Here is a 17,892-nt window from a genome sequence, read left to right as displayed (position 1 = left end):
TATCTAATGAACGTGCGTGGCGCCCGCGGGTTCAACGCCGACGACGGCGGGCCCGAGGAATCGGGTCGCGAGTTTGGTGAACGCTTCGGGGTCGCCGGTGGCTTCGAACACTCGGGCCGCCGGGGGGCCACCGTGAGGGCGCAGCAGATCCAACTCGGTGAGCACCCGCAGCACTTGCTTGGCTGTTTCCTCTGCGCTGGAGACCAGCGTGACGTCCTCCCCCATCACCAGTTGGATGAGCCCGGACAACAGCGGGTAGTGCGTGCAGCCCAGGACCAAAGTGTCGACCTCGGCGCGCTGCAAGGGCTCCAGGTAGCCCTCGGCCAGACCCAGCACCTGCCGACCGCTGGTGACGCCGCGTTCGACGAAGTCGACGAACCGCGGGCAGGCCACCGCGGTGATCTCCGTGTCGCGGGCGGCGGCAAAGGCGTCCTGGTAAGCGTGCGAGGTGATGGTGGCGCGGGTGCCGATCACGCCGATGCGGCCGTTGCGGGTGGCGGCCACCGCGCGGCGCACCGCGGGCAGGATCACTTCGACGACGGGCACGTCGTAGCGTTCGCGTGCGTCCCGCAGGCATGCGGCCGACGCCGAGTTGCAGGCGATGACGAGTGCCTTGACTCCCCTGTCGACCAGATCGTCACCGATGGCCAACGCGTGGGCGCGGATCTCCGGGATGGGCAGTGGGCCGTAAGGGCCGTTGCCGGTGTCGCCGACGTAGATGATGTCCTCGTCGGGCAGCTGGTCGATGATGGCCCGCGCGACGGTCAACCCGCCGACGCCGGAGTCGAAGATCCCGACGGGCGAAAGCGGCGAGCTCATGTTCTGCGCGGCAACGGCTTGCCCGCCCTCTTCAGCTCGCGCGCCTTGCGCTCGGGGGCGGACAGCAGATAGGCGGCCACCACGCCGGCCAGCGCACCACACAGGTGGCCCTGCCAGGACACGCCGCCGCACATGCCCAGCCGCGGCAAGGCACCCAGCAGTACGCCCCCGTAGACGAACAGCACCGCCAACCCGATGATGATGTCCCACACGCGGCGCACGAAAATCCCGAACACCAGCAGGAATGACAGCCAGCCGAAGATCAGCCCGGACGCCCCGATGTGGTCGGTCGGGCCGCAGCTACTACCGACGTTGCCGATCAGCCAAGTGCCGAAGCCGCCCAGGATCCAGACGATCGCCGTCGCCCAGACGAACCGGGACAGCCCGGCCAGCGTCATCAGAAAACCGAGCACCAGCATGGGGATGGTGTTGGCGATCAGGTGCTGCCAGTTCGCGTGCAGCAGCGGGGCAAACACGATTCCCCACAGGCCGTCGGTAGTCAGCGGTCGGATGCCGTTGCGGTCGAGCCGATCACCGCTGAGCTGATCGATCAGTTCGACGACATAGAGCAGCGCGACGAAGGTGATGATGGTGGTCGCCCCCACCGCCCAGCGCGGCTTCTTCGTCTCCGCCACCGGGGTGCGATCTTTCCTGCCCATGGCTGCCCTTCCAGAGCGTTTTCGGCATTATCCAGGCTACCGGCCTGGTTAACGATCACCCGTATCGGCGAACGCGCCGGGCAGCACGTCCCGATAGGTGGGCACCCCGGCCACCGACTCCGCGGCCACTACCCCGCCGAGCACGGCGCGGGCCAGGCAGTCGGCGGCGGCCGCACCCACCGCGGTGAGCAGTCCGGTCTCCGGAGACATCGCCGCGGGCGTGTCCGCCGCCGGCGGCACTTCGACCGCCCCGGTGGCCAGCGCGAACACGGTGTCACCGTCCAGCGGCGTGTGCGCCGGGCGCAGCGTGCGGGCCAGCCCGTCGTGCGCGGCGATGGCGACCCGTCGGCACGCCGCCGGGCTCAGGGCGGCGTCGGTGGCCACCACCGCGATGGTGGTGTTCAGCGAGCTCAGCGGGGACGGCAGTTGCGCCAGCGCCGCGACCTGTTCGGGCGGCGGCGGCCTCAGCTCGAACTCGGTGGCCAATTCGGCCATCCAGGGCAGCCCGGTGTTCGGGTCCACCGCGTCACCGGCGGCGTTCACGATGACCAGCGCCCCGACCGTGACGCCGGACGCGAGGGTGACCGACGCCGTCCCGACGCCGCCCTTGAGCACCCCGGCCCGTGCCCCGACCCCGGCGCCGACCGTGCCGACCGCCACGTCTGTGCCGGCCGCCTCGCATGCCGCATAGCCGAACTCGGCGGTGGGCCGGCAATCCCAGCCGCCTACCGGCAGATCGAAGATCACCGCTCCCGGCACGATCGGCACGACTCCGCCGCTCATCGCGACCCCGCGCTGCCGCTCTTCCAGCCAGCGCATGATGCCGTCGGCGGCGGCCAGGCCGAAGGCACTGCCCCCGGCCAGCAGCACGGCATCCACGTAGCGCACGCTGTTGACCGGGTCGAGCAGATCGGTTTCCCGGGTTCCCGGCGCACCGCCGCGGCAGTCGACCGCGGCAACGGTTCCCGGCGGTGGCAGCACCACCGTGACGCCAGACGCCCAGCCGCTGCCGAGCGACGCATCCGCGTCCAGCTTGTGGTGGTGTCCGACGCGGATCCCGCCGACGTCGGTGATGCAGTTCATCCCGCCGGCTTTCCCATCAGCACCAGCACCAGGTATTCCTGCAACACGGTCAACCACTGGTACACATCGAAGTGCGCCGCCAGCGGGTGGTCGGCCGGCAACCGTTCCGGCCCCTGCGGACCGATGTCGAGCATCACGCCCAACGTCAGGCGCAGGTCGTTGACGGCCGAGATCCAGGCGTTGGCACTCTCTTCCGTCAGCTCGAACCTGCCGCCGTTGGCCGGGACGGTGTCGAGCAAGCGCTGCGCGGCAACGCGTTTGGCGTCGATGATCTCGGGCTCGTGCAGGCTTCGCAGCGCCGCGTTCAGCGCTTCGGATTCCTGCAGCGACATCGGGTCGGACGAGTTGGTCGGGTTTGAGTCATCACGTCGGTAGAAGTCCGGCAGCAGCCGCCCGAGCGTCGGATCACCTGGGCGCTCCGAATGACCGGTCTTTATGCCGGTGATCTCCTCGAGTTCGTCCGACGGCGAGGTCGCCTGCCGCTCGTCGAGTAACCCGACCATCGCGCCGACGAGATTCTTCAGCAGGGCTGACTCGTGCGGGGCCAGCGAGGACCGAAATCTGGGGCCGCTACGGGTTTCGACGCGCTTCCATTTCCGCACGATGGCTTCCGGCTGCCTGGGTATCTCAGCTGTCCTGCTGCATCGTCGCCCACAAACCGGCGGCATGCAGCTTGGACACGTCAGCTTCCATCGACTCTCTGCTGCCCGAGGACACCACGGCCTTTCCTTCGTTGTGCACCTGCAGCATCAGCTTCGTCGCGTGCGGTTCGCTGTAACCGAACAACTTCTGGAACACATAGGTCACGTACGTCATGAGGTTGACCGGGTCGTCCCACACGATGGTGACCCATGGGCTCGTCGTAGCCTCGACCGGCGCGGATTCGCGTTGTCCGGTACTGCCTGGCTTGGCCGGCGCTATCGCTACAACCATGGAGCAAGGATACCGAGCCAGGACTCCGTTGCGGCCAGCCGATACCGTGGCAATGTGAACGCCCCGGTCTTGGCAGGCCTGCTGACCGACAAATACGAGTTGACGATGCTGGCGGCGGCGCTGCGGGACGGCACCGCGCATCGGCAGACCAGCTGGGAGATGTTCGCCCGCAGACTGCCGCCGGGCCGGCGCTACGGGGTGGTGGCCGGCACCGGCCGTTTGCTGGAGACGTTGCCGCAGTTCAGATTTGATGACGTCGCGTGCGATCTGCTGGCGGAGTTTCTCGACTCCGAGACGGTCGATTACCTGCGCGACTTTCGCTTCCGCGGCGACATCGACGGCTACGCCGAGGGCGAGCTGTTCTTCCCCTATTCGCCCGTGCTCTCGGTGCACGGCACCTTCGCCGAATGCGTGCTGCTGGAAACGCTGGTGCTGTCGATCTTCAACCACGACGCGGCGATCGCGTCGGCCGCGGCCCGCATGGTCCATGCGGCCGAGGGCCGCGAGCTGATCGACATGGGGTCGCGCCGCACGCACGAGCAGGCCGCGGTCGCCGCGGCGCGGGCCGCCTATGTGGCCGGCTTCGCGGGCACGTCCAACCTCGAAGCGCAGCGGCGATATGGCATTCCCGCGGTGGGCACGGCCGCGCACGCCTTCACCATGGTGCACACCACCAAAGCGGGGCCCGATGAACTCGCCGCTTTCCGGGGCCAGGTCGCGGCGCTGGGCACCGGCACCACGCTGCTCGTCGACACCTACGACATCACCGAGGGGGTGGCCAACGCCGTGGCCGCCGGAGGGCCGGAGCTCGGAGCGGTGCGGATCGACTCCGGTGACCTAGTGGAGATGACGCGCCAGGTCCGCACCCAGCTCGACGAGCTCGGTGCGACCGGCACCCGCATCGTGGTGTCGAGCGATCTCGACGAGATGTCGATCGCAGGGCTGCAGGCGGCGCCGGTGGACAGCTACGGGGTGGGCACCGCACTGGTCACCGGATCGGGCGCGCCGACGGCGAGCATGGTCTACAAATTGGTTGAGGTGGACGGCATTCCGGTGCAGAAGCGCAGCAGTCAGAAGGAGTCGCGCGGCGGCCGCAAAGCGGCGCTGCGCTTGGCACGGCAGACCGGAATCGTCACCGAGGAGGTGGTGCATCCGGCGGGGCGCCCGCCGGCGGACATCGACACGCACCGGGTGTTGACCACGCCGTTGGTCCGCGCCGGGCAGGCGGTCGCCGAACCGGACCTGACCGCGGCGCGCGAACTGGTCGCGTCTGGGTTGCGCAGCCTGCCGTGGGAGGGGCTGCGTCTGTCGCCCGGTGAACCCGCAATCCCGACCCAAGTCGTCCCGACCTGACTGCCTGTGAGCGATTCAGTACCCGATCTGCTGGCTGTCGCGGTCACCGCGCTGGGCGGCAGTGAGCGTCAGGGCCAGGTGGAGATGGCGTCCGCGGTCGCCCAGGCCTTCGAGACGGGTGAGCACCTGGTCGTGCAGGCCGGCACCGGCACCGGTAAGTCCCTGGCTTACCTGATCCCTTCCATCGTCCGGGCGGTCAGCGAGGACACGCCCGTGGTCGTCTCGACGGCCACGATCGCGCTGCAACGCCAACTCGTTGACCGGGATCTGCCCCGCCTGGCCGACTCGCTGGCCGGCGTCCTGCCCCGCCGGCCGACCTTCGCCCTACTCAAGGGACGACGAAACTACCTGTGCTTGAACAAGACTCACAACGGTGGCGGAGCCGAGGACGCCGACGACCGGCCCCAGGAGGAACTGTTCAACCCGATGGCGGTGAGCGCGTTGGGTCGCGACGTGCAGCGCCTCACCGAATGGGCGTCGAGCACCGAGTCCGGTGACCGCGACGACCTCAAGCCCGGTGTGCCGGACCGATCCTGGTCGCAGGTCAGCGTCTCGGCGCGGGAGTGCATCGGTGTTGCCCGCTGTTCCTTTGGCGCCGAATGCTTTTCGGAGCGCGCACGCGCGCGTGCCGGTGGCGCCGATGTGGTCGTCACCAATCATGCGCTGCTGGCCATCGATGCCGTATCCGACTCCGCGGTGTTGCCCGAACACGAGTATCTGGTCGTCGACGAGGCCCATGAACTGACCGACCGGGTGACTTCGGTGGCAACCGCGGAACTCACGTCGGCGAATTTGGGCGTTGCGGCGCGCCGGATAACGCGGCTGGTGAGCCCGGAGTTGGTCGAGCGACTGGAAGCCGCCGCGGCGACGTTCTCGTCGGCGATCCACGATGCGCAGCCTGGCCGCATCGACTACCTCGACGACGAGCTGGCGACCTATCTGACCGCGCTGCGCGACGCGGCCAACGCCGCCCGCTCGGCGATCGAGAGCACCAGTGATGCCCGGGCCGCCGCGGCGCGCGCCGAAGCGGCCGCGGCACTGATCGAGATCTCCGATACGGCCGCGCGGATCCTCGATTCGTTCGGACCGGCCATCCCGGACCGCACCGACATCGTCTGGCTCGACCACGAGGACAACCGCGGCTCACCGCGCGCGGTGCTGCGGGTCGCCCCGTTGTCGGTGGCCGCCCTGCTGGCCAGTCACGTCTTCGCCCGGTCGACGACGGTGTTGACCTCGGCGACGCTGACGGTCGGTGGGACGTTCGACGCGATGGCCGAGGCGTGGGGGCTGAGCGGCGACGCCCAGCAGTGGCGGGGCCTGGATGTCGGTTCGCCGTTCCAGCACGCCAAGTCCGGAATCCTGTACGTGGCCGCGCATCTGCCGCCGCCCGGCCGCGACGGCGTGGGCTCGGCCGAACAACTGACCGAGATCGCCGAACTCGTCACCGCGGCCGGCGGCCGGACGCTGGGACTCTTCTCGTCGATGCGGGCGGCTCGCGCGACCGCCGAGGCCATGCGGGAGCGATTGTCCACGCCGGTGCTGTGTCAGGGCGACGACAGCACGTCAGCCTTGGTCGAGCAGTTCGCCGAGGACCCGGCGACGTCGTTGTTCGGCACGCTGTCGTTGTGGCAGGGCGTCGACGTCCCGGGCCCGTCGTTGTCGTTGGTGCTGATCGACCGGATCCCGTTCCCCCGGCCCGACGATCCGCTGCTCAGCGCTCGCCAGCGGGCGGTGGCGGCCCGCGGGGGCAACGGCTTCATGGCGGTGGCGGCCAGCCATGCGGCGCTGCTGCTGGCGCAGGGGTCGGGCCGGCTGTTGCGTCGCGTCTCCGACCGGGGCGTGGTCGCGGTGCTTGATTCGCGGATGGCCACCGCCCGGTACGGCGAATACCTGCGAGCATCCCTGCCGCCGTTCTGGCCCACGACCAACCCAGAGCAGGTCCGCGCGGCACTCACCCGGTTGGCGCGGGGGCCCGCCGGCACCACCGGGGCTGGCTAAGCCAGCGTGACCAGCCCGAGTTCGTTGCTGCCGGCCAGCATCGGATGCCGGGGCAGCACCCGCACGGTGTACCCGAGCGCTCCGGCCAGCGGCAGCGGCGTCGTCGCCGAAAAGACTTGGTTGCCCCCTTCGGCGCTCCCCGCATAAGACATCTCCACGGTGATCGGATCGAGCAACTCGTCGCCGGCGTCGACGCGACCCAGCACCGCCTGCACGGTCACTTCGTCGGGCGCCAGACCGGCCAGTTGCACGGTCGCGGTGAGTGTCAGCTTCGATCCCAGCAGCGGGGTGTCGGGCAGTCCCGTGCTGTCCACGTCGGTGATGTCGATCTTGGGCCACGCCTCGTGCACGCGGCGGCGGTAGGCCGCCAGTTCGCGGGCCGCATCGAACTCGTGCCCACCCGTCAGCGCCCCGATTGTCTTGCGCAGCGACTCAGCCGCCGGCAGGTAGTAGCGCTCGACGTAGTCGGTGACCATCCGGGAGGCCAGCACCTTCGGACCCAGCGTTTGCAGGGTGTGCCGCACCATCTCGATCCAGCGCGGCGGCACGCCCTGCTCGTCACGCTCGTAGAACTTCGGGGCCACCGCCTGCTCCAGCAGGTTGTACAACCCGTTGGCCTCCAGGTCGTCGCGCCGGTTGTCGTCGGCGACACCGTCGGCCGACGGGATCTCCCAACCGTTCTCGCCGTCGTACCACTCGTCCCACCAACCGTCGCGGATGGACAAGTTCAGGCCGCCATTGAGCGCGCTCTTCATTCCCGACGTGCCGCAGGCTTCCAGCGGCCGCAGCGGGTTGTTCAGCCAGACGTCGCAGCCCCAATAGAGCAGCCGGGCCATGGACATGTCGTAGTCGGGCAGGAAAGCGATGCGGTGGCGCACCTCGGGGCGGTCGGCGAAACGGACGACCTGCTGGATCAACGCTTTTCCGCCGTCGTCGGCCGGGTGTGACTTTCCGGCGACGATCAGCTGAATCGGCCGTTCCGGGTCGAGCAGCAACCGCTCGAGCCGCTCCGGGTCGCGCAGCATCAGGGTCAGGCGCTTGTACGTCGGCACCCGTCGGGCGAACCCGATGGTCAACGCGTTGGGGTCAAAAGCCGTTTTAATCCAACCTAATTCGGCCTCTGACGCGCCGCGCGCCAGCCACGACCGGTGCAGCCGGGCCCGCACGTCCTCGACCAGGAGGGCCCGCAGCTGCGAGCGAATCCACCACAAATGGCCCGGATCGACCTGCTGCAACCGCAGCCACACGGCCGGCTCGCTGAACGAGTCGGACCCGGCCAACTCACGGCCCAGCTGCAGCCACTGCGGCGCCGCCCAGGTGCGCGCGTGCACACCGTTGGTGATCGACCCGATCGGCACCTCCTCCGGGTCGAAGCCCGGCCACAACTCGTTGAACATCACCCGGCTCACCCGGCCATGCAGCAGCGAGACACCATTGGCCCGCTGCGCCAACCGCAACCCCATGTGCGCCATGTTGAACTTGGTCGGGTCGTCCTCGGCGCCCAGGGCGAGGATCCGTGCGGTGGGAACACCGGGCAGCAGGGTGGCGACGCTGGCGCCCTCGTCGTCGAAGTAGCGCTGCACCATCTCCACCGGGAAGCGGTCGATGCCCGCGGGCACCGGGGTGTGGGTGGTGAACACGGTGCTCGATCGCACCACCGTCAACGCGGTGTCGTAATCCAGGCCGGCACCGGTGACCAGTTCGCGGATGCGTTCGGCGCCGAGGAATCCGGCGTGGCCTTCGTTCATGTGGAACACCTCGGGCGCCGGGCGCCCCTCGATGGCGGTGAACGCCCGGATCGCCCGCACCCCACCGATGCCGGCCAGGATCTCCTGCTTGATTCGGTGTTCCTGGTCTCCGCCGTAGAGGCGGTCGGTGACGCTGCGCAGCTCGTGTTCGTTTTCCGGCACATCGGAGTCCAGCAAAAGCAATGGCACCCGACCCACCTGCGCCACCCAGACGCGCGCCCGCAGCCGGGCGGAGTCCGGCAGCGCCAGCTCGACGAGCACCGGATCGCCGACGCCGTCGGTGAGCAGGCGCAACGGCAGGCCCTGCGGGTCCAACGAGGGGTACGTCTCCTGCTGCCAGCCGTCGGCGGTCAGCGACTGGCGGAAATATCCTGAGCGGTAGTACAGGCCCACGGCGATCAACGGCAACCCGAGATCGGATGCGGCCTTCAGATGGTCGCCGGCCAGGATTCCCAGTCCACCGGAGTAGTTGGGCAACACCTCGGCGATGCCGAACTCCATCGAGAAGTACGCAATCCCGGTGGGCATCGCGACGCCCGCGGCCTCCTGCTGCTGATACCACAGCGGACGGGTCAGATAGTCGTTCAGATCGGCCGCGAGTTCGTCGAGGCGCCGCAGGAAGTCCTCGTCCATCGCCAGCTCGTCGAGGCGAGCGGGTTTGACGGCGCCGAGCACCGCCACCGGATCCTTGCCGCAGTTGGACCACAGCTCCGGGTCGATGCTCGCGAAGAGGTCCTGCGTGGGTTTCTCCCAGGACCAGCGCAGGTTCGTCGACAGTTGGTCCAGCGCGGCGAGACGGTCGGGAAGGTGGGCACGGACGTTAAAGCGACGAAGGGCCTTCACGCACGTCTACGTTACTGCGGTTTTCGCTGCGTGCAGCGTTCCACAGCGACCCCATAGGGAGACGGCTTTTTGGCGCCCCCGGTGTAGCCGGACACTAGGGTGGGTATGGGGCGCACGGAGGCGAGCAGACATCGACCTAACGAACGAACACCCCGATGACGCCAGCGGAGCCGGTTGGGGTGAGAAGCCTAGGAAAACCCCGAAACCCCCGATGACAATGCGGACCGCGTTGGAATCGGGAATCGAAATGGAGTGATTCGGTGCCCGGTCGTGTCGAGATAGATGACGTTCAGCCCGTTGTCTCCTGCGGTGCGTATCCCGCGAAAGCGGTGGTCGGTGAGGTAATTCCGGTCCGAGCGGCGGTCTGGCGCGAAGGCCACGAGGCCGTGGCCGCCACGCTGGTGGTGCGGTTCCTGGGGACGCGGTACCCCCAGGGCGCAGAGGTGCGCAAGCTCAAGGCGGTACAGCCCGCCGAGTCCGAACTGGCCGGGCGGCCGGATCCCGCCAGGGCCGACCAGTCAGCCGAGCAACGCGTCAAGCCGTTGCAGTTGCCGATGACGGAGGGTTTGGAACCCTACGTCTTCCACGGACAGTTCACCCCGGACCGGGCCGGGTTGTGGACGTTTCGCGTCGACGGCTGGGGCGACCCGATTCACAGTTGGCGCCACGGGGTGATCGCCAAGCTCGATGCTGGCCAAGGAGAGAACGAGCTCTCCAACGACCTCCTGGTGGGGGCCGCGCTGTTCGAACGCGCCGCCACCGGCGTGCCCCGTCAACTGCGCCACCCGCTGCTGGAAGCCGCGACGGCGCTGCGCACCCCGGGCGATCCGCTGACGCGCACCGCGCTGGCGCTGAGCCCGGAAGTCGAGGAACTGCTCGACCAGTTCCCGCTGCGGGAGCTGGTCACGCGGGGCGAACAGTACGGCGTGTGGGTGGACCGGCCGCTGGCCCGGTTCGGCTCGTGGTACGAGATGTTCCCGCGGTCCACCGGCGGCTGGGACGGCGACGGGAACCCGGTGCACGGCACCTTCGCCACCGCCGCGGCCGCGCTGCCCCGGATCGCCGACATGGCCTTCGATGTGGTGTATCTGCCGCCGATCCATCCGATCGGCGAGGTGCACCGCAAGGGTCGCAACAACAATCCGACCGCATCTCCGGGTGACGTCGGATCCCCGTGGGCGATCGGCAGCGCCGACGGCGGCCATGACGCCGTCCACCCGAGCCTGGGCACGATCGACGACTTCGACGACTTCGTCGCCGCCGCTCGCGAGCTGGGCATGGAGGTGGCACTGGACCTGGCGCTGCAGTGTGCGCCGGACCATCCCTGGGCCCGCGACCACCGCAACTGGTTCACCGAGCTGCCGGACGGCACCATCGCCTACGCGGAGAATCCGCCGAAGAAGTATCAGGACATCTATCCGCTCAACTTCGACAACGACCCCGCGGGCCTCTACGACGAGGTGCTGCGCGTGGTGCTGCACTGGATTGACCACGGCGTCAAGTTCTTTCGGGTCGACAACCCGCACACCAAGCCGCCGAACTTCTGGGCCTGGTTGATCGCTCAGGTGAAAGCCGTTCATCCCGACGTGCTGTTCCTCTCGGAGGCCTTCACCCCGCCCGCTCGCCAGTACGGGCTGGCCAAGCTGGGCTTCACCCAGTCCTACAGTTACTTCACCTGGCGCACGGCCAAATGGGAGCTGACCGAATTCGGCAACGACATCGCCCGGCTCGCCGACTTCCGCACACCGAACCTCTTCGTCAACACCCCGGACATCCTGCACGAGGTGCTGCAGCATCACGGCCCGGGCATGTTCGCCATCCGCGCCGTGCTGGCGGCCACCATGAGCCCAGCCTGGGGGGTGTACTCCGGGTACGAGCTGTTCGAACACCGCGCGGTGCGGGAGGGCAGCGAAGAGTACCTGGACTCCGAGAAGTACGAACTGCGCCCGCGTGACTTCGAGGGCGCGCTGGCCGAAGGTCGCTCACTGGAGCCGTTCATCAAGCGGCTCAACGAAATTCGCCGGCTACACCCGGCATTGCAGCAATTGCGCAACATTCACTTCCACAGCATCGACAACGACGCGTTGCTGGCGTACAGCAAGTTCGACCCGGCCACCGGAGACTGCGTCCTGGTGGTGGTGACGATCAACGCATTCGGGCCCGAAGAGGCGATGTTGTGGCTGGACATGGAGGCATTGGGCAGGGAGCCCTACGAGCGGTTCTGGGTGCGCGACGAGATCACCGGTGAGGAATACCAATGGGGGCAGAGCAATTACATCCGCATCGACCCGGGGCGTGCAGTCGCCCACATCGTCAACATGCCGCTCATACCCGAAGAGTCCCGCGTCAGGCTGCTGCGCAGGAGGTGAGGGAAAATGAATAAAGCCGATCAACTGACCAGTACTCATCTGGCACCCGACCCCGCCGAGGTCGCCACGCTCGCCGCGGGCGCTCATCACAATCCGCACGGCATTTTGGGCGCCCACGAGTACGGTGACCACACTGTCGTCCGGGCTTTCCGTCCCCACGCGACCAGCGTTGTAGCGCTGGTCGGTGGCGACCGATATCCCTTGCAGCACATCGATTCCGGACTTTTCGCCGTCGCGCTGCCGTTTGTCGACCTGGTCGACTACCGGCTCGAGGTGGCCTACGAGGGTTCCGGTCCGCATGTCGTCGCCGACCCCTACCGGTTCCTGCCCACACTGGGCGAGGTGGACCTCCATCTGTTCGCCGAGGGCCGGCACGAACGGCTCTGGGAAGTCCTTGGTGCGCACCCGCGTTCGTTCACCACACCCGACGGCGTGGTCAACGGGGTGTCATTCGCGGTATGGGCGCCCAACGCCAAGGGCGTCAGCCTGATCGGCGAGTTCAACGGGTGGACGGGCAACGACGCCCCGATGCGCGTGCTCGGCTCCTCGGGCGTGTGGGAATTGTTCTGGCCGGACTTTCCGGTCAACGGCCTGTACAAGTTCCGGGTGCACGGCGCCGACGGCGTGGTGTCCGATCGTGCCGACCCGTTCGCGTTCGGCACCGAAGTGCCACCCCAGACGGCCTCGCGAGTCATGGTCAGCGAGTACACCTGGAGCGACGACGAGTGGATGACGCAGCGCCCCAGCCGTAACCCGGTGTTCGAGCCGATGAGCACCCTCGAGGTCCACCTCGGCTCCTGGCGTCCCGGACTGAGCTATCTGCAGCTCGCTCGCGAGCTCACCGAATACGTTGTCGAGCAAGGGTTCACGCACGTCGAACTGCTGCCCGTCGCCGAGCACCCCTTCGGTGGATCGTGGGGATACCAGGTCACGTCGTACTACGCGCCCTCGTCGCGTTTCGGCACACCCGACGAGTTCCGCGCCGTGGTGGACGCGCTGCACCAGGCCGGTATCGGGGTGATCGTGGACTGGGTGCCCGCCCACTTCCCCAAGGACGCCTGGGCATTGGGCCGATTCGACGGCACCCCGCTCTACGAGCATTCCGACCCCAAGCGCGGTGAGCAGCTGGACTGGGGCACCTACGTTTTCGACTTCGGTCGACCGGAGGTGCGCAATTTCCTGGTGGCCAACGCCTTGTACTGGCTGCAGGAGTTCCACATCGACGGCCTGCGGGTGGATGCGGTCGCGTCGATGCTCTACCTGGACTACTCACGTCCGGAGGGCGGTTGGACACCCAACATCTACGGCGGCCGGGAGAACCTGGAGGCCGTGCAGTTCCTGCAGGAGATGAACGCCACGGCACACAAGGTGGCGCCCGGCATCGTCACCATCGCCGAGGAATCGACGTCCTGGCCCGGCGTGACAAGGCCAACCAACCTCGGCGGCCTTGGCTTTTCAATGAAATGGAACATGGGCTGGATGCACGACACGCTGGATTACCTCAGCCGTGATCCGATCTATCGCAACTATCACCACCACGAGATGACCTTTTCGCTGCTGTACGCGTTCAGCGAGAATTATGTGCTGCCGCTCAGCCACGACGAGGTGGTGCACGGCAAGGGCACCCTGTGGGGGCGGATGCCGGGCGACAATCACACCAAGGCGGCCGGCCTGCGCAACCTGCTGGCCTACCAGTGGGCCCACCCCGGCAAGCAATTGCTGTTCATGGGGCAGGAGTTCGGACAGCGTGCGGAATGGTCCGAGGAACGCGGCCTGGATTGGTGGCAGCTCGACGAGCAAGGATTCTCCAACGGTGTCCTGCGGCTGGTGCGCGACATCAACGGGATCTACGCCAGCCACTCGGCGTTGTGGAGCCAGGACACCACTCCCGAGGGTTATTCCTGGATCGACGCCAACGACTCCGCCAACAACGTGCTCAGCTTCCTGCGGTATGGCAGCGACGGTTCGGTGATGGCCTGCGTGTTCAACTTCGCGGGTGCCGAGCACAGCGGCTACCGGTTGGGCCTGCCGCAGGCCGGCCGGTGGCGAGAAGTGCTCAACACCGACGCGACGATCTACAACGGTTCCGGGCGGGGCAACCTCGGGGGCGTCAACGCCAGCGACGAGCCGTGGCACGGACGGCCGGCGTCGGCGGTCATGGTGCTACCGCCCAACTCGGCGATCTGGCTCGAACCCGAGTAGCCGCGCGCGGATTTTCCCCGCGAGCAGACGCAAAAGCCCCCGCACGCACGGCGTGTCGGGGGCTTTTGCGTCTGCTCGGCAGGGGATCAGTACAACGCGTTGGCGAGGTTGCGCCGGCCGGCGACCACCTCGGGATCGGCCGGGTCGAATAGCTCGAACAACTCGATAAGCCTGGTGCGCACCTTGGTGCGGTCGTCACCGGAGGTGCGGCGCACCAGAGCGGTCAGGCGCTCGAAGGCCGCGCTGACATCCTGATTGAGGATTTGGACGTCGGCGGCCGCGAACGCGGCTTCGATGTCGTCGGGGGCGGCGTCGGCGACAGCGACCGCATCGGGTCGCTGCGCGGTTGCGCGGGTAAGGAAATCGATCTGGCGGATGGCCGCCTTGGCTTCCACGCTGCCCGGTTCGGCGTCCAGGATCGTCTGGTATGACGTCCGCGCCGCCTCGAAGTCACCGGCCTCCAGTTGCTGGCGCGCCTCGGCGAGCACCGGATCGACTTGCTGCGCTTCACCCGAACCCGCTGGCCCTTTGAGCTTTCCGGCAGTCGCGTCGAGCAAGGAGTCGATCCAGCTCCGCAGCTGATCGGCCGGTTGGGGCCCTTGGAAACTCGACACCGGTTGTGCCGCAGCCAAAGCCACCACCGTCGGGACGGCTTGTATCCCGAAAATCCGGGCGATGCCGGGTGCGGCGTCTACATTCGCCGCGGCCAGCACCCAGGTGTCGTTGTCCTCGGCGGCCAGCCCGGACAACGTCTCGAGCAGGTCGACGCAGACGTCGCTGCGCGGCGACCACAGCAGTACGACGACCGGCACCTCGTCGGACCGGTTGATCACCTCGTCTTCGAAGTTGGCTTCGGTGACCTGAACGATCCGTACTTCGCCGGGAGCACCGGACCCGGGTGCCGACGGTGCCGACGATGCCGACGGTGCCGACGACCGAGCCGTCGTCGGGCCGGCCGTTGTCTTCTGCTGGGCGCGCTGTTTGAGACCGGACAGGTCGACCGCACCGGCCAACGCTGGCCCGATCGAGGGCCGAGGACGTGTCACGCCGACAAGTCTGTCACGCCGCCTATGTCTAGTCGCGGCGGCCTCTGACCGGCGGATATGACCAATCTCACATCGGTGCCCGTGGGCATCGCTGCGCGCCTCGCTAGCAAACGTTTGCTTGGTTACGGAGCCCGCAGGATCAGCGCGTCGCCCTGCCCGCCGGCACCACACAGCGCTGCAACGCCGATGCCCGAACCGCGGCGAGCAAGTTCCAGCGCCACGTGCAGTGTGATCCGGGCGCCGGACATGCCGATCGGGTGCCCGACGGCGATCGCGCCGCCATTGACGTTGACCTTTTCGGGGTCGACGCCGAGCTCCTGGGTGGAAGCCAGCGCCACCGCGGCGAACGCTTCGTTGATCTCCACCACGTCGAGCTCGTCGACAGTGATGCCCTCCCGGTCGAGCGCCTTCTTGATCGCGTTGGCGGGCTGCGACTGCAGCGTGGAGTCCGGCCCGGCCACCACGCCGTGCGCACCGATCTCGGCCAGCCAGGTCAGCCCCAGTTCCTGGGCCTTCTCCTTCTTCATCACCACCACCGCGGCGGCGCCGTCGGAAATCTGGGACGCCGAGCCGGCCGTGATGGTGCCGTCCTTGCGAAACGCGGGTTTGAGCCCGGCCAGTGAATCGGCGGTGGTGTTGGCGCGGATGCCCTCGTCCTCGCTGAACTGCAGGGGATCACCTTTGCGCTGCGGAATCTGCACCGGAACGACCTCGTCGGCGAACACGCCGTCCTTCCAGGCAGCGGCGGCCTTCTGATGCGACCGGGCAGCGTATTCGTCCTGCTGCTGACGGGTGAACTTGTCGACATCGTTGCGCTGCTCGGTGAGCGCGCCCATCGGCTGATCGGTGAATACGTCGTGCAGGCCGTCGTAGGCCATGTGGTCCAGGACCTTGACGTCGCCGTACTTGTAGCCCGACCGGCTGTCCATCAGCAGGTGCGGCGCCTTGGTCATGGACTCCTGGCCACCGGCGACCACCACATCGAACTCGCCGGCCCGAATGAGCTGGTCAGCCAGTGCGATGGCGTCGATCCCGGACAGACACATCTTGTTGATGGTCAGCGCCGGCACATCCCAGCCGATACCGGCCGCGACGGCGGCCTGGCGCGCCGGCATCTGCCCGGCGCCGGCCGTCAGGACCTGTCCCATGATCACGTACTCGACCAGCGACGCCGGCACATTCGCCTTCTCCAAGGCCGCCTTGATCGCGATCCCACCCAGGTCGCTGGCGCTGAAATCCTTCAGCGAGCCCATCAGCTTCCCGATGGGAGTCCGCGCTCCAGCAACTATCACCGACGTTGTCATCAAACCTCCTACACGCGCACCGAACGGCCGATAGTGCCAACCCGGAGAAGCGGATTCTTTGTTCCGAGGTTACCGTTATGTAATGACGACCGATCAAGTTGACGCCCGTCGCAGTCTCGCTACCTCGCTGGTCACCGGACTCGATCACGTCGGCATTGCAGTCGCCGACCTGGATGCAGCCATCGAGTGGTACAACGACCATCTTGGCATGATCCTGGTGCACGAAGAGATCAACGATGACCAGGGGATCCGCGAGGCGATGCTGGCGGTGCCAGGCACCAGCGCGCAGATCCAACTGATGGCCCCGCTCGACGAGACGTCGGTGATCGCGAAGTTCATCGACAAGCGCGGCCCGGGCATCCAGCAGCTGGCCTGCCGGACTCGGGATCTGGACGCGATGTGCGAACAACTGCGGTCGCAGGGAGTTCGGCTGGTCTACGAAGCCCCCCGGCGCGGCACCGCGAACTCCCGGATCAACTTCATCCACCCCAAGGACGCCGGCGGCGTGCTGATCGAGTTGGTAGAGCCGGCTCCTCGCTGAGCTAATACCACTTGCGGGTCGGGCTGCGAGTGGCGCGGTGGGTCCAGCACGGCGTATGCCAGTGCCGACGGTCGTCGATCGATCCCGGTGATTCGGCCCGCCATACCACCAGATGCGCTATGCCCGAACGAATTTCGTGATCGCAACCGGGACAGCGATAGGTCTTGACGGCCCGCGCCGCCGCGACCGGACGCACCTCGTACTCGTAGCCGTCCGGGCCGGTCTCGACTCGCCGCAGCATCGGCGGCAGCGCGTGGGTCCGCGGCGGCGGTTTACGGCGCCGAGCCATCAAAACAGCCGGTACTCGTCGCTGTCCATCCCCCGCATCTTGTCGTAATCCAATGTCAGACAACGGATTCCACGATCGGTTGCCAACGTCCGAGCCTGCGGTTTGATCTGCTGGGCGGCAAACACTCCCTTGACTGGAGCCAACACGCTGTCGCGATTGAGCAACTCGAGGTAGCGGGTCAGCTGCTCTACCCCGTCGATCTCGCCGCGGCGCTTGATCTCCACGGCCACCGAGCCACCGTTGGCGTCCCGGCACAGCAGGTCGACCGGACCGATCGCGGTCATGTACTCGCGGCGGACCAACGTGTATCCCTCGCCGAGCAGCTGCACATGTTCGGCCAGCAATGCCTGTAAGTGGGCCTCGACACCGTCCTTGACCAGCCCGGGGTCGACCCCGAGCTCGTGACTGGAGTCGTGCTCGATCTCCTCGACGGTGATGCGCAACTGCTCGCCGGCCTTGTTCTCCACGACCCATACCGGGCCTGGCTCCTCGCTGAGCCAGCACGGCGGACTCATCCAGTTGAGCGGCTTGTAGGCGCGGTCGTCGGCGTGCACGCTGACCGAGCCGTCGGCTTTGAACAGCAGCAACCTGCGGGCCGACGGGAGATGCGCGGTGAGCCGACCGATGTAGTCGACGGTGCATTGGGCGATCACTAGACGCACCCGACTCACCTTAGAGCGTGCTGGACGGAATAGGCTGACGCCA

Annotated in this window: 15 protein-coding genes; 5 read left to right on the top strand and 10 right to left on the bottom strand. The window is 67.6% G+C overall.

What is annotated here, in order from left to right; genetic code table 11:
• Nucleotides 1–3: 3 nt before the first annotated feature.
• From murI to clpS, 5 genes are read right to left on the bottom strand one after another with little or no spacing between them, the layout of a single operon-like run.
• Nucleotides 4–819: a glutamate racemase gene (gene murI / locus A5645_RS02390; RefSeq protein ID WP_065128355.1), complete on the bottom strand. Its 816-nt coding sequence runs from the start codon at nt 817–819 to the stop codon at nt 4–6.
• Entirely contained in the window at nt 816–1,478 is a 663-nt protein-coding gene (locus A5645_RS02385; protein ID WP_065128354.1) for a rhomboid family intramembrane serine protease, read from the bottom strand. Before A5645_RS02385 ends, murI begins: the two co-directional genes overlap by 4 nt.
• A gap of 48 nt (nt 1,479–1,526) precedes the next feature.
• Nucleotides 1,527–2,561 (bottom strand): P1 family peptidase, encoded by a 1,035-nt coding sequence (locus tag A5645_RS02380; RefSeq protein WP_065038535.1) that lies wholly within the window; start codon nt 2,559–2,561, stop codon nt 1,527–1,529.
• Nucleotides 2,558–3,163 carry an oxidative stress transcriptional regulator AosR gene (gene aosR, locus A5645_RS02375; RefSeq protein ID WP_065038534.1) on the bottom strand — a complete coding sequence of 202 codons (606 nt, stop codon included), beginning with the start codon at nt 3,161–3,163 and terminating at the stop codon, nt 2,558–2,560. The genes A5645_RS02380 and aosR overlap by 4 nt, the downstream gene beginning before the upstream one ends.
• A gap of 25 nt (nt 3,164–3,188) precedes the next feature.
• A complete protein-coding gene (gene clpS, locus A5645_RS28025; RefSeq protein ID WP_036357929.1) occupies nt 3,189–3,494 on the bottom strand; it encodes an ATP-dependent Clp protease adapter ClpS in 306 nt (101 codons plus the stop codon).
• 54 nt (nt 3,495–3,548) lie between these two features.
• On the opposite strand from clpS, the gene A5645_RS02365 reads away from it, so the two are divergent.
• On the top strand, nt 3,549–4,847 hold the full coding sequence (locus A5645_RS02365) for a nicotinate phosphoribosyltransferase (RefSeq protein ID WP_065128353.1): 1,299 nt from the start codon (nt 3,549–3,551) through the stop codon (nt 4,845–4,847).
• Nucleotides 4,848–6,845 (top strand): ATP-dependent DNA helicase, encoded by a 1,998-nt coding sequence (locus tag A5645_RS02360; protein WP_065128352.1) that lies wholly within the window; start codon nt 4,848–4,850, stop codon nt 6,843–6,845.
• On the opposite strand, the gene A5645_RS02355 is transcribed toward A5645_RS02360, so the two are convergent.
• A complete protein-coding gene (locus tag A5645_RS02355) occupies nt 6,842–9,436 on the bottom strand; it encodes a glycosyltransferase family 1 protein (protein ID WP_065128351.1) in 2,595 nt (864 codons plus the stop codon). The two genes, A5645_RS02360 and A5645_RS02355, sit on opposite strands and share 4 nt — an antisense overlap.
• A 260-nt stretch (nt 9,437–9,696) precedes the next feature.
• On the opposite strand from A5645_RS02355, the gene A5645_RS02350 reads away from it, so the two are divergent.
• Nucleotides 9,697–11,805 carry an alpha-1,4-glucan--maltose-1-phosphate maltosyltransferase gene (locus tag A5645_RS02350; RefSeq protein WP_065038530.1) on the top strand — a complete coding sequence of 703 codons (2,109 nt, stop codon included), beginning with the start codon at nt 9,697–9,699 and terminating at the stop codon, nt 11,803–11,805.
• A 6-nt stretch (nt 11,806–11,811) separates the two neighbouring features.
• On the top strand, nt 11,812–14,007 hold the full coding sequence (gene glgB, locus A5645_RS02345) for a 1,4-alpha-glucan branching protein GlgB (RefSeq protein WP_065128350.1): 2,196 nt from the start codon (nt 11,812–11,814) through the stop codon (nt 14,005–14,007).
• A gap of 86 nt (nt 14,008–14,093) precedes the next feature.
• On the opposite strand, the gene A5645_RS02340 is transcribed toward glgB, so the two are convergent.
• Both A5645_RS02340 and A5645_RS02335 read right to left on the bottom strand, forming a co-directional pair.
• Nucleotides 14,094–15,053, bottom strand: a complete 960-nt coding sequence (locus A5645_RS02340; RefSeq protein ID WP_065128349.1) for a tetratricopeptide repeat protein — start codon at nt 15,051–15,053, stop codon at nt 14,094–14,096.
• 122 nt (nt 15,054–15,175) lie between these two features.
• Nucleotides 15,176–16,357 carry an acetyl-CoA C-acetyltransferase gene (locus A5645_RS02335; protein ID WP_065038527.1) on the bottom strand — a complete coding sequence of 394 codons (1,182 nt, stop codon included), beginning with the start codon at nt 16,355–16,357 and terminating at the stop codon, nt 15,176–15,178.
• 82 nt (nt 16,358–16,439) lie between these two features.
• On the opposite strand from A5645_RS02335, the gene mce reads away from it, so the two are divergent.
• A complete protein-coding gene (mce, locus tag A5645_RS02330; RefSeq protein WP_065038526.1) occupies nt 16,440–16,898 on the top strand; it encodes a methylmalonyl-CoA epimerase in 459 nt (152 codons plus the stop codon).
• A gap of 1 nt (nt 16,899) precedes the next feature.
• Here mce and A5645_RS02325 read toward each other — a convergent pair whose 3' ends face one another.
• Nucleotides 16,900–17,187, bottom strand: coding sequence for an Rv1322 family protein (locus A5645_RS02325; RefSeq protein WP_065038525.1), 288 nt, complete (start codon nt 17,185–17,187; stop codon nt 16,900–16,902).
• The gene (gene nucS / locus A5645_RS02320) at nt 17,187–17,849 is read right to left on the bottom strand and encodes an endonuclease NucS (RefSeq protein ID WP_065038524.1); all 663 of its coding nucleotides are present in this window, start codon (nt 17,847–17,849) and stop codon (nt 17,187–17,189) included. Before nucS ends, A5645_RS02325 begins: the two co-directional genes overlap by 1 nt.
• Nucleotides 17,850–17,892: the final 43 nt, after the last annotated feature.

It is taken from the genome of Mycobacterium asiaticum, assembly GCF_001673635.1.
Classification (GTDB): domain Bacteria; phylum Actinomycetota; class Actinomycetes; order Mycobacteriales; family Mycobacteriaceae; genus Mycobacterium; species Mycobacterium asiaticum_C.
Note: the sequence above shows the minus strand (reverse complement) of the source record. Positions and strands in the feature narration are given on the sequence as shown.